9 protein-coding genes are annotated in these 12,934 nt (G+C 58.4%); 4 read left to right on the plus strand and 5 right to left on the minus strand.

The features are described from left to right. Positions 1-8: 8 nt before the first annotated feature. From CO655_RS13600 to CO655_RS13610, 3 genes are all read right to left on the minus strand, one after another. Positions 9-845, minus strand: a complete 837-nt coding sequence (locus CO655_RS13600; RefSeq protein WP_097665036.1) for a carbohydrate ABC transporter permease — start codon at positions 843-845, stop codon at positions 9-11. Beyond that, on the minus strand, positions 838-1,719 hold the full coding sequence (locus CO655_RS13605) for a sugar ABC transporter permease (RefSeq protein WP_097665037.1): 882 nt from the start codon (positions 1,717-1,719) through the stop codon (positions 838-840). The genes CO655_RS13600 and CO655_RS13605 overlap by 8 nt, the downstream gene beginning before the upstream one ends. A 171-nt stretch (positions 1,720-1,890) precedes the next feature. Then, the gene (locus CO655_RS13610) at positions 1,891-3,150 is read right to left on the minus strand and encodes a sugar ABC transporter substrate-binding protein (RefSeq protein ID WP_097665038.1); all 1,260 of its coding nucleotides are present in this window, start codon (positions 3,148-3,150) and stop codon (positions 1,891-1,893) included. A gap of 169 nt (positions 3,151-3,319) precedes the next feature. Between CO655_RS13610 and CO655_RS13615 the strand changes: the two genes are divergently transcribed. Further along, positions 3,320-4,336, plus strand: a complete 1,017-nt coding sequence (locus CO655_RS13615; RefSeq protein ID WP_097665039.1) for a LacI family DNA-binding transcriptional regulator — start codon at positions 3,320-3,322, stop codon at positions 4,334-4,336. 148 nt (positions 4,337-4,484) lie between these two features. On the opposite strand, the gene CO655_RS13620 is transcribed toward CO655_RS13615, so the two are convergent. Both CO655_RS13620 and CO655_RS13625 read right to left on the minus strand, forming a co-directional pair. Next, the gene (locus tag CO655_RS13620) at positions 4,485-5,345 is read right to left on the minus strand and encodes an alpha/beta hydrolase (protein ID WP_097665040.1); all 861 of its coding nucleotides are present in this window, start codon (positions 5,343-5,345) and stop codon (positions 4,485-4,487) included. Beyond that, positions 5,342-5,923, minus strand: a complete 582-nt coding sequence (locus CO655_RS13625) for a glutathione S-transferase C-terminal domain-containing protein (protein ID WP_097606273.1) — start codon at positions 5,921-5,923, stop codon at positions 5,342-5,344. The genes CO655_RS13620 and CO655_RS13625 overlap by 4 nt, the downstream gene beginning before the upstream one ends. A gap of 339 nt (positions 5,924-6,262) precedes the next feature. On the opposite strand from CO655_RS13625, the gene CO655_RS34675 reads away from it, so the two are divergent. The 3 genes from CO655_RS34675 to CO655_RS13640 all read left to right on the plus strand — a co-directional run bounded on the left by CO655_RS34675 (position 6,263) and on the right by CO655_RS13640 (position 12,843). Further along, on the plus strand, positions 6,263-9,139 hold the full coding sequence (locus CO655_RS34675; protein ID WP_097606272.1) for a helix-turn-helix transcriptional regulator: 2,877 nt from the start codon (positions 6,263-6,265) through the stop codon (positions 9,137-9,139). A gap of 495 nt (positions 9,140-9,634) precedes the next feature. Continuing rightward, complete coding sequence (locus tag CO655_RS13635; RefSeq protein WP_097665041.1) at positions 9,635-10,867, plus strand: HlyD family efflux transporter periplasmic adaptor subunit; 1,233 nt, start codon at positions 9,635-9,637, stop codon at positions 10,865-10,867. Next, positions 10,849-12,843: a glycosyltransferase gene (locus tag CO655_RS13640; RefSeq protein ID WP_097665042.1), complete on the plus strand. Its 1,995-nt coding sequence runs from the start codon at positions 10,849-10,851 to the stop codon at positions 12,841-12,843. Before CO655_RS13635 ends, CO655_RS13640 begins: the two co-directional genes overlap by 19 nt. The last annotated feature ends 91 nt before the right edge of the window (positions 12,844-12,934 follow it).

Genomic DNA, 12,934 nt, shown 5'->3' on the forward strand with positions numbered 1-12,934 from the left:
TGGTCTCCTCATCCCTTCACAGCGCCGAACGTCAGCCCGCCGACGATCTGTTTTTGAAGTGCGAGCGTTACGATGATGACGGGCAGCGAATAGAGCACCGCGGCGGCGGTCATCGCGCCCCACGCAAGCCCGTAGACCGAATTGTATTCGGCAATAACGATCGGTGCCGTCTTGGTCGCTTCCGACGTCAGCAGCAGTGCATAGAGGAACTCGTTCCAGCTGGTGATGAAGGTGAAGAGCGCGGTGACGGCAATTGCGCCGGTCATCACCGGAAGAATGATTTTCCGAAAGGCTTGGAACCGTGTGCAGCCATCCATGCGGGCAGCTTCTTCGAGTTCCTTGGGCACACCTTCGAAAAATGCCGACATCAGCAATAGCGCCAGTGGCACAGCGGCCGAAGTGTGCGCGAGAACCAGCCCTGGAATGGTGTCAAGCAAACCCATGGACTTCAAAAGCTGGAACAGCGGCACGCCCAGCGAGACCGACGGCACCATGCGGGTGACCAAGGCAAAGAGCAGGAAAAGTGTCGTGATCCGGCGGCGATACTGGGTGGCAACGTAGGCGGCCGGCACCGCCACCAGCAGCGAGAGCGCGGTCGTCAGTACCGCCACCGTGAGCGAGTTGACGAAAGCTTTCGGCAGCGTCGACGATTGCAAGACTTCCCGAAAATTCTCGAACGATATGACGGCGGGAAAAAAGCTCGGCGGGATCTGCTGGACATCGGCCGCCGGCTTGATCGAGGTCATCAGCAAATAGATGTAAGGCAGCGCATAGGACAGCACGAGCACCAGGGCTGCGGCGTTGATCAGGACTCCGCTGGTATTGAGGCGAGGCGCTCTATGCATGGGCCGGCCTCCATATCTTCCAGTAGGCAATGCCGGCCAGAACCATCATGACGAGGAGGAACAGCGTGCCGGATGCGGAGGCCTCGCCGAGATCGCCAAACCGAACCATGCGCTGATAGATGTTCATCGAGAACACTTCCGAGGCATGGCGAGGACCGCCCTGTGTCTGGATCCAGATCAGATCGAACGTCTTGGCGGCATCCACGCCCCGCACGATGACCACGACGGCAATGACCGGCCGCATCAGCGGCAGGGTGACATGCCAGAACCGCTTGAGCGCGTTCGCCCCGTCGATCCGGGCCGCCTCGAGAAGGTCCTTGGGGATGTTCGTCAACCCTGCATAGGAGACGAGTGCGACAAAGGAGGTCGTCAGCCATATGTCGGCGAAGGATACGGAATAGATGACGATATCCTCGCTGGAGAGCCAAGCAATCTCGTTGGCGTCGCTGATCAACCCCAGGCGAACCAGCCCGTAGTTCAGGATGCCGATATTGCCGACCAGCAGGAACCGCCACAGCAGGCCGGCGACGATCGGCGGCACCATCAGCGGCAGAGCGAAGATCGTGCGGTGCCAACGGGATTGGCCCACCATGGCCGAGAACAGCAAGGCGGCGCAGAAGCCGAAGGTGAACTCGAAAAAGAGTGCGAAGACCGAATACTGAAGCGTCCGCAGAGCGCTTTCGGCGACGCGCTTCGACGTCAAGGCATCGACATAGTTCTGCAGCCCAACCCATTCGCGGATGTGAGGCGTGATCGTTTCGACCTTGAAGAAGGAATCGAAGATCAGCAGCCCCACGGGGTAGGCGACCAACAAGCCGAGGATCGCAACCGCGGGGGCGAGCATGCAGAGCACAAATCGGTCTTCATCCGACATGTTCGCCTCCGAAAGCTGATGGCGCGGGAGTGACAATGAGCCTCCCGCGAGATTGAGGAAAAGTCGGACTAATGCATGTCGCCCGGAAGTGTGCAGCGGTTCCGGGAGAACGACATGCATAAAACAAAGGCCTAAAGCGCGTTGCATGAATCATATTTGACGCGACGCGCTTTAGTCGAGGATATCCTCGATCGTTTCCTTGGCTTCCGTAAGCACTTCTCCCACGTCCGCCTTGCACGTCAGCGCCTGCTGCACGGCCGGCAGGACAGCCTCGTCGACGATTTCCTGATATTTTTCGTTCATCGGCCGGCCTTGCGTTGCCGGCGCGCTCAACGTTTCAAGCAGCGGCTTGAAATGTTCATAGCCGGGCTTGCCGGCATAGCTGTTATAGGCCGAGTTTGTCGCGGCAAGGCCGAGCTTGGCTTCGATGCCCAATCCATTGTTGGCGATTGCGAAAGCGATGAACTTTTTCGCCGCATCCTTATGCTGGGATGCCGAAGGAATGACATTGTACCACGGACCCGGAATGGCGGCGATGCCTGCATCACCGGCCAACATCGGAGCGACGCCGACTTTGCCGCTGACCTTGGAATCCTCAGGCGTCATCTTGTAGGCGTGAGCCCAGAATTTCATCATCGCTGTCTTGCCCTGATAGAACAGGTTTTGGGCCTCGCCCCAGCCGATTTCGTTGACGTTTTCAGGAACCGAATGATCGGTGCAGTGCGGCGCGATATAGAACTCGAGGGCCTTCTTGTGCGCCTCGTTGTCGATGATGACATTGCCATCCTTGTCAAGGATCACACCGGGCGAGCCCGCCTGCAGCACATGCGCCATCCATTCTTCCGAGAAGGTGCCGATGGTGTCGGTGCCCCAGAAGTCGACCTTGCCGTCGCCGTCAGTGTCGCGCGTGAAGAATTTCGCCATGTCACGCCATTGCTGCCAGGTCTTGGGCGGCGCAAGGGGATACCCATACTTTGCCTGGAACGCTTCCTTTTCCTCGGGCTTATCGAAGAGGTCCTTGCGATAGAAGACGATCTCGGCATTCGCCCAGGCGGGCATTCCGATCATTTTGTCGCCAACCTTTGCGTCGGCAAGCAAAGCCGGCGGCAGATCCTTGCGCACTGTATCGGTAAAGAGGGGCGAGAGGTCATCGATGTGGTTCGCGAACTTCGCGTTCCAGACCACGTCGATCGTCACGACATCGAAGGCCGACGAGCCGGAGGCGATCTCGGCAGAGAACTTGTCGAACACGCCCTGATAGGGAACGACGGTGAATTTGACCTCGATGCCGGTTTCTTTGGTGAACTTTTCGGCCACCGCCTTCTGCAGCATCTCGCCGCCGCCTTCGACAAGGATGTTGATGGTTTCGGCCTTCGCCGCGGCCGCCATGAAGATGAGCGCAAGCGCGCTGGCACCAAGCAATTTCCTCATTGATTCCTCCCTTGCTCGCCTGGGCGCTGGCGTCAGCACCCTTGCATTCCTGGACCATAATCTGTGTATGACGACGTTGTCAACACGCGTTGTCGACGTTGTCATAAAAATATGTCGACGTTGTCAGCCATCTGGTTTAGAACGGTTGCCTGCAAGGAGATGGCGGGACATGGTCAGCATTATCAGTGTCGCGAAGGCGGCCGGGGTTTCGAATAAGACAGTCTCCCGAGTCATTAACGGCGAGCCTTACGTGACGGAGGAAACACGGGAGCGCGTGGAGAAGGCTATTCGGGATCTTGGCTACATCCCCAACATGGCTGCGCGCCTCATACGGTCGAGCCGCTCCAACACCTTCGGCATCATCACCGATTATGTGTCTACCACACCCTATTCGGTCGACATCGTGCGAGGAATACAGGATTGGGCCAATGCGAACGGGAAGACCATCCTCATGGCCAATACCGGTGGCTCGTCCAAGAGAGAGGCTGACATCTGGAAAATGTTCCAGTCCCATCGGATCGATGGAGTTCTTTATGTGACGATGTATCGTCGCACCGTGGACCCTGAGGCCGGCGACGTCCGGATTCCGACGGTGATGATCAACTGCAGGCCTCAGACGAACGAACTGTTGCCGTCGATCGAGCCGGATGACTACCAGGGCGCGCAAGATCTTACCCGCTATCTGCTTGACCGGGGTCATCGCAAGATCGGCTACATCCGGCTCAATCCCATCCTGTTGGGTGCGCAGCTACGCCTCGAAGCCTTCCGCAAAACCGCTGCAGACTTCGGCCTTGCCGAGAGCGACCTGAGCATCCGTCTGGGCATGGAAGGGCCGGTCGGAGCGGAGAACAACTACGTTTTTGCCGTTGCGACAGAGATGCTGCAACAAAAGGATCGGCCGACGGCAATCATGAGCGGCAATGACGAAATGACGATTCAAGTCTACATAGCAGCAATGGCATTGGGTCTGCGTATCCCTGAGGATGTCAGTATTGTCGGCTTTGATGATTTCCGGACGGTTTCCCTGGCGCTGAAGCCGGAACTGACCACTGCGGCCTTGCCTTACTACGATTTAGGTCTGGAAGGGGCGGAATTGTTGAATAGCGTGGTGGCGGGAAACAAGGCTCCGGGCAGCCGCGTTATGCCCTGCAAACTGGTCGAGCGAACGTCGGTGCGATCCGTATAGTCTGACCTCAAGAGGCAGGAGCGCTTAGACCCGCGATCAATTCGGCAAAGCAGTGGTTATGCGGATTTGGCGGGCGCTTGGCACGTCGGCTGATAGAACTGACCCGTCAGGCTGCCCGGCGAGTCAGGTTCCATAAATCAATGCTACGCTACCTGCACCGCAGGTGCCACCTTCCGACATTGTCGTCGATGGCAGAAATGATTTCTTCCCAGTCGCCGTGATGAAGTTCGTGGCCACCGCCTTCGATCTTCAGCAAACTTGCATCCGTGACGGCGCGCGCGAGTGCCTCGCCGTACGCCGGCGGGAAGACCGGATCGGCCCTGCCATGAATGACGAGTAGAGGCACTTTCATTTCGTTCAGTCGGCCCTGCCAAGTCTCGCCGATTTCAAAGAGGATGCTATGGTTGGTGGCGCTGAGATAGCCTCCGGACCGGTCGAAATCCCGTTCAAGGAAAGCTCGGGTTCGGGCTTCGTCGAATGGATACGCCGTTCCCGCAGTCAGGCGCGCGTCTTCGACCAGGTAGGCCACCGCGTCTGCCCGATCCGCCCAGTTTGCCTCGACAGACATATGTTCCATCCAGGCCTCGCCGCTGGACGGAAGGCCGGAGGTGTCCATCCCGAGTGGCGAGGTGCTTATCGCCGTCAGCGAAAGCACTCGTTCCGGATGCTTCAGCGCAGCGCCCTGACCGACCATGCCGCCAAGGGAAAAGCCCACGACATGGGCGTTCAAAATCCCGTACCCGTCGAGCACGCGGAACACGTCATCGACGGCGTCATCGAAGGTGTAGCCCGGCTGGCCGGGAGGATATTTCGTCGAAAGACCTGTGTCGCGCTGATCATAACGGATCACGAAAAGGCCCCGATCGGCGAGCCGCTGGCAGAATTCCTGCGGCCACCATAGCATTGAAGCCATGCCACCCATGATCAGGAGCAGCGGCGGCTGGGTTGGATTGCCGAAGCTCTGCGTTGTGAGTTCGACCCCGTCGGTGCGGATAGCAAGCTCGCTCATGCCAGGCCCTCGCGACGCAACGCTGTTTGTACCGCAGGCCTCTTTTCGATCCGCGCGAGGTAGTCGTCAAACGGCTCGGGGAGGGGGAAGCCGAGGTGAGTCGCCCCCCACGCCAATTGAAAGAGATAGGCGTCCGCGACCGTAAAGGTTTCTCCGAAAAGGTAGCCGCGATCCAATCGGCCCGCGAGGAAGCTGAACCAATGCAACAGCTGCTGGCGTGTGGGCTCCCTGACGTTCTCCGGAAGCGCGAGATAGGTGGGGAACCGCTTGTGAATCTCGGTCGCGATAAAGCTCAGCATCTCGATCAGGCGGTAGCGGCCAAGATGGCCCTGCGGCGCAAGTTCGGCCGCGCGGTCGGCGATCCACATCAGGATCGCGACATTTTCCGTCATCACTTCACCGTCGTCGAACATGAGAGCGGGAACATAGCCGGTGGGATTGATGTCCGAGTAGCGGCCCCCGCCTTCAACTAGCTTCGTCTCGAGATCGACCTTGATCAAGTCGAATTGAATTCCAGCCTCCAGCATCGCGATATGATCTGCCAAGCTGGTGAAGCCGGGTGCAGAGTAGAGTTTCATTCAGCCAATCCTTCCTTCGTTTCATGGTCTCAGAAGACGTAGGTTGGGTTGGGCGGCTGCCCGGTCGCCTGTGGGTAGACGTCTTCTTCGTGTCCGCATACTGTGGCTAAGGTGGGGGGTGCCGCATCAGGCATATTGAGTAGGACTGGTGCGAAATGCGCGTCGAGGAGCAGATTAATCATCGGACGATTGAGCACATCTAATCTGGGAGCCCTGAATGATATCGGTGCCAGCCTGCCAACTAGCCGTCAGACCCCACGCCCAGCTCCCAATTGTGCGCGCCGGCACGGTTAAAACCTCAACTCGTTAATCTCGGAACTCCAGCTCTCGGAACATTTTTTGTCGACTTTCCGCAAAAGGACGCGGTTCTCGGGCCGAATCGCAGAACTCAATTCGATGGATTCTGCTTTCCGAGACGTCTCGGGCGGTCGGCAGCGTTGCATTCTTCTCGCGGCCGAAGCTGGTGGCGGAAAGAGCCGGTTGGTGGAAGAATTCACAAACCGGCTCTCAGGCCGCGCATTGATCCTTAAGGGTGGGTGCATTGAGCAACAGGAATCGGCGTTACCTTATGCGCCCGCTACAGGTCTGTTGCATGAATTGGCTCGCCTACGCGGCCTGTCCTTGATCAAATCGCTTGTCGGCTGCGAAGGCGCGCGAGAGCTGGCATGGCTCCTTCCTGAACTCGGCGAGCTATCTGAACGATTTGACGCGGGCATCGCAAGGTCGCGGCTTTTCGAGACGTTGCGGAAGCTGTTTGAGGAACTGGCACAGGAGATGCCGCTCGTCGTGGTCATCGAGGACATTCACTGGGCCGATCAGGGAACCTTCGATCTGCTTCGCTTTTTGACGCGGCGACTGATGGACATCCGGCTCATGCTCATCGTTACGTATCGAGCCGAGGAGGCAAGCCGCAACGCACTGCGGACTACCATTGGGGATATCTCTCTTTGCGAGGGCTCCGAGGTGCTTCAACTCCGTCGCCTCACCTATGCAGAGATCGCCGTCCAGCTCGAGGGCTTGCTAGGGCGGCCGCCGAAGCCTGCTGTGATCAACAGTGTCTATGCGCGGGGTTGCGGAATTCCGCTGTTCACCGAGGCCCTCATCGACGCGAGCGGAAGCCTGCGCGCAAATGTCACCGGCTCTCTCAATGACTATCTGCTGAGAGCCGTGAGAGAGGTGCCGCCATCCACCGGCGGATTGTTGAAAGTCATGGCGCTCGGAGGACCGCAAATCACCCATTCGCTTCTTCGCAGCGTGACGAATAAACCAGACCTCGATCTGGTCGAACTGCTGCGCCCTGCGATTTCGGCTGGGATCCTGGTCCCGGATCGAGATGGATATGCGTTCCGCCACGCGCTCATCCACGACGCTGTGCGCGGCGACCTGATCGCTGGCGAAAAGGTGGCCATCCATCGCCTCTACGCCGACGTGCTCGAACGTGGCTCGGTTCCAAGCTACCGCATTTGGCATTCTGTAGCGCTTGCGCGGCACTGGCATGGAGCCGGCCAAGCAGAACGCTGTCTCAAATGGGCTTGGCAAGCTGCGGGGGAAGCCGCTGCCGCTTTCGCCTATATGGACCAGATGGAGATGTTGAAGCTCGTGCTGGCGGCATGGCCGGAGGTCGAAAATGCAAGGCGATTGATCGGAGCGGACCATTGTAAGGTTTTGGAACTCGCCGCTGACGCCGCTTGTTGGGCGGCGGAGGCGGAGCAGGGGCTCGCCTTTGTCGACCGCGCACTCGCTGAACTTGACGCCGATCGGGGTGGTGAGCAGTTGGCGGCACTTCTCCTGCAGCGTGCGGTGATGCGTCAGCATTCGCTCGTCGCAGGCGAGATCGCAGATCTCGAGCGTGCGCTTGACCATGCAGTCGGCCCAACAAGGCTTCGTGCTGACGCATTGGGGCAGTTTTCCCGCGCATTGATCTTGCGGGGGGAGTTCGATCGCGCCAAGCGATTGGGAGAGGAATTGAGGGATCTGGCAGAGAGGCTCGACGATGAGGAATACCGCATCGAAGGCATGATCATTGGGGCGATGCTGAACATGCCCGCGAACGCCTCTTGTATCGATGCTCATCGGATCGTCGTGGGGCGAGCGGAGCAGGCGTCCACCGGCCGAGTCGAGGTCCTTGCGGGCGCAGCGCTGCTGCAGGCCTTACTCGACGCAGGAGAGTATAGTCAGATTATTGAGATTGGACCGGCAATCTTCGCGCGCACGGTCGAGCTCGGGCAGGCAAGGTATATCGGAGCTCTGGTCGGCGCGCCCCTTTGCCGCGCCTATTTAGGCTTGGGCCGGGTCTCCGAGGCCACTGAAACATGCGAACGGATGGCGGCGTTGGATCCGCTGCCACTGGGACTTGTTCACGTCTTCGAATGCCAAGCTGAAATCGCCATCGTGTTAGGAGACGTGGACCGGCTGGCGGCCGCGGTGAGTTCGCTGCGCGATCTTCCGCCCGGCCCCCAAGTTGCCAATCGAATGGCGGCCAATCTTCGTAGATATGAGATCGAAAGCCGAGCTCTCGCGGGCGATCGGGATGGGTCTGCAAGTTCAGCTAAATCCGCCCTGATGTTTCTAAAGACCCAAGGAGGCGTGTCATGGCCGCTCATGGTCTCCGCCATGCGTGTTGCGGTCGATACGCGCCAGAAGGACGTTGTTCTCGAACTCGCAGAGCTCGCTGGCCGCGCTCCGCGACGCAACAAGGTGGAGGACGCCGAAAGTCTGGAAATCTCGGCTGAGATGTCGCGCGCTACGGCCTCTGACATAAATATATGGGAGGCAGTTGCCCGAAGCTGGGCCGATCTGAACCAGCCTTTCCGGCAGGCATACGCCCTTATGCAGGCAGGCGCCGCCGCATTGAACGCCGCCAAGCGAGTACATGCGGCACGCAATTTCCGACAGGCATTTCATCTTGCCCATTCGATTGGCGCGAAACTTCTGTCCGACCAGATTGAGGCCTTCTCTGCGAAGGCCCGGATTGATTTACGGGATGGGGAGGACGATTGTGTTGGAAAAGCGCCATTTGGCCTAACTGATCGGGAACTTGAGGTACTTCGGCTCATCGCGGACGGACAGAGCAACCGCGACATCGCCAGGAATTTGTTTATTTCCTCGAAAACGGCGAGCGTGCACGTGTCCAACATCTTAAGCAAATTATCGGTGCCGAGTCGCGGCGCCGCTGCCGCGATAGCGCACCGGCTGCGGATCGTTGAGCTGACATAGCCGCCAAGTGATGGCCAGCCGTCGCAGCTTTGCGCGCAACCGCCTTCCGCCTCGGAGTGTCGCGGTGCCATAGAGATTCGTCCGGGACATACGATTTCGATCGCTCCAAATCTCTCCAAAGGTTCATCAGTAATGGTCAGCCCGATCCAGCGAGTTCCATAACCTGCATTACGCCAGATTCGCCTCCGCAAAGTTGAAGTGTCCTGTCTCTGCAAAGTTGGAATGTCACTCTCCCCGCGTCAGACCGGCGCCGGGAAAATTGCGGACGGCATTGGACCGCCACGGCCGAAAAATGCCTCACTGTTTCCCGCATCGACAAGGTGCAAGCCTGCGTCGGCGGGCTGGCGGCTACGGCTGTTCCGCCATGCGCCGATTTTGCGACCATCCCTTGTCTACTATTTTTCGATGCGCTAAATTATGCAAGAATGAGTTGCATCCGTTTGTGCCGGCTCGATAGGGACGGATGGCTGCAAAGCGATACCTTCGGATGTCAACATGATCTGGAATCATCGCATTACGCGCATCGTTGTCGGCCTGCTGCTGCTGACACTCGTGACTGTCGTCTCATTGCCGACGATTACCGGCTTTACGAGCCTTGATGGCACGGTCAATGCCCGGTTTGCTGTCGTGAATGCCCCAATCGACGGCACGATTGCCGAAGAACCCCTCAAGGTCGGCAGCCCGGTCAAAGCGGGACAATCCCTCGCAGAAATCAAAAATACGCGTGTCAATCGCGCAATCCTCGCCTCGCTCGAGGCAGATCGCAACACCGCACTCGACCGTGTCGCGGCACTGAAAAAGGAACGGGACGAGCTCTCCGCGCTTCGCGAGGAATTGTCTGCCAGATTGGAAGTCTACAGACAGACCACCATTGCCAATCTCGAACGCGAAGTCGAAATCCTCAGGAAAAAAGTGGAGGTGTCGCAAGCCCAGGATCTGGTCGCGCAGGTCGACCTGGACCGTCGGATGGCACTCAACTCCAAAGGTATTCTGACGCAGAAGCTGGTTGAGGCCGCGCGTGCCGCCGGCGCTGCGACCGGCGGCGAAGTCGAAATCAGCAATCTGACTGTCGATCAATTGGAACAAAGGCTCAATGCGGTCCGCCAGGGTATCTTTGTCTTCGGCGACGGACAGAATGACGTGCCTTATTCGCGACAGCGTGAAGACGAGGTTGTCGTTCGCATCAACGACTTGAACTCACGCATAGCGGAAAATGAGACACGAGCCGGCGAAGTCCAAAAGCAATTGGTCGAAGAGAGAAACCGGGTCGGCAGCCTTGAATCCGCAACCGCAATCGCGCCGTTCGACGGCGTTGTTTGGAGCAGGAGTATCGTCAACGGTTCCAACGTCGTGCTGAACAACGAGCTGATGCGCCTGCTCGACTGCCGGGAGCTGTTTGTGGATATCCTTGTTCCTGAAGTCAACTACGACGAGATCTATCCGGGACTTGTCGCGCAGGTGCGTTTGTTCGGCCGCAGCGATGTCTTCAAGGGCACAGTCATTTCCGTCAGAGGCAGTTCGGCTTCGGTCGAGACCGATTCCTTTGCCGCCAGTTTGCCGCCGTCGACACAGCGCAATGCCCGCATTCGGGTTCACCTCGATCCATCCTTCATGAACGACGACTTTGCGAACTTCTGCCAGGTGGGGCGCACAGTGCAGGTGCGGTTTTCCAAGCGCGGCATCAACCTATCCAACTGGGTTAAAAACCTGTGGTTCAGTATCTTGTAGCGCTGGTTCCGACTTTTGTCGTTTTGGCCTTCTTTTTCCTGGGGCCGTTCAATTGGTCGCGCGATCACAGCTGGACACGGGCGGTGACCTGCGCGTTCGTCGCAGCATTCGCATTGCGATACATGTTCTGGCGCTTGACGGAGACCGTGCTTCCCTATCCCAGCGACGGTCCGAGCATCTACTGGGTCTGGATCCTCTTCATCGTCGAGGTTCTGGCCTGCTTCGAAGTCATCCTTTTTCTTATATTGATGAGCCGCCATGTCGACCGGAGCGCAGAAGCGGATAGGTTGGGTCGAGTTTTCTTCGCGCGCGACAAGCGTGAACTGCCGGCTGTCGACGTTTTCATTCCCACCTATAACGAGCCGCTCGACGTGCTCGAGCGAACCATCATCGGCGCCCGCTCGCTGGATTATCCTGCCGACAAATTGAATGTGTATGTGCTTGACGATCAGCGCCGGGATTGGCTGAAGGCCTATTGCGAAGAAAAGAACGTCATCCACGTCACGCGCGGCGACAACAGCCATGCCAAAGCAGGCAATATGAACAATGGGCTGAAGGTCAGCTCGGGCGAGTTTATAGCGATCTTCGACGCCGATTTTGTTCCCTATCGGCATTTCCTTCGCCGGACGCTGCCCTTCTTTAGCGATGACAGCATCGGCATCGTCCAGACGCCTCAACATTTCTTCAATGTCGATCCGGTGCAATCAAACCTTGGCCTGGAGAATATCTGGCCGGACGAGCAGCGCCTGTTCTTCGACGAGATCGCGCCCAGCCGAGACGCCTGGGACGTTAGTTTCTGCTGCGGATCATGCTCGATTGCCCGCCGCAAGGCCGTCGACGCAATAGGCGGGTTTCCGACGGAGTCGATCACGGAAGACCTGCTGACAACGCTTTCGATGCTCAACAAAGGTTACAAGACGCGCTACCTGAACGAGCGCCTATCGATGGGACTGGCCGCCGAAAACCTGACCGGTTATTTTGTGCAGCGCGAACGGTGGTGTCAGGGAGGTATTCAAACCCTTTACCTGTATAATGGCCCGCTGCGTGGCCCGGGATTGACGCTTTTTCAACGGATCATGTTCCTGCCGGCGTCATGGCTGGTGCAGTATCTGGTCCGCTTCACGATATTGCTCGTCCCCATCGTCTATCTCTGGTTCGGCCTGCTCCCGCTCTATTTCACTGATATAGCCGATTATGTCGCTCATCAGGTGCCGCTGCTGGCGGCGTATTTTCTGCTCATGCTGTGGGTCACGCCGACCCGCTATCTGCCTGTGGTTTCCAGCGCCGTCGGGACCTTTGCGACATTCCGCATGTTGCCGACCGTGGTCTCCAGCCTGGTGAGACCATTCGGCAAGCCGTTCAGGGTGACGCCGAAGGGCAGCGGCAACGAGTTGAACCAGTTCGACCGCTACAGCTTCACCTGGATCGCATGCATGATCACGGTCACCGTCCTTGGCCTGCTGGTCAACGTCGTGCCGGAAACGTCGCATGTGCAAGGCCAGTTTTCGCCGGTCGCGGCCTGGTGGTCAGGGATCAATATCGTCGTCCTGCTCATCGCGTCCCTCATCTGCTTTGAGAAACCCCGGCGGCTGTTTCATGCGTTCAAGCTCGATGAACCTGCTGTCGTCGACGATGTCCCCGGCCAAGTCGTCAGTCTGGCACTGGACAAGGCAGTCGTTGCAGTCCCCACCATGGCCCGATTTCAATCCAAATCGGTCATGCTGAAACTCCCCGGCTTCGCCCCCTTCGAAGCGGAGCTCGGACAGGTCACCCAACGACGAAGGAGCGTCAGTCGCAGCGGCGACAAGCAAGCCTATTACCTGCACCTCTATTTCGAACTCAGCGGCGCCGCTCGCGACAGCATGATTGTAAAACTCTACACCGGTCAATATTCACGGGACATTCGCGACATCGATAAGGTTGCCGTCTCTCTCAATCTGTTGTTGCGATCATTCGGGCGAACGCGCACGCTGTAGTCCGGCGCATGACATTTGTGGTGCACTGTCCACGGTCGCACGAACCCTGGGAGCCCATCGTAAACTGGCCAATGGATCGTGATGACGTCGC

Source organism: Rhizobium sp. M1, assembly GCF_002531805.1.
GTDB lineage: Bacteria > Pseudomonadota > Alphaproteobacteria > Rhizobiales > Rhizobiaceae > Rhizobium > Rhizobium etli_C.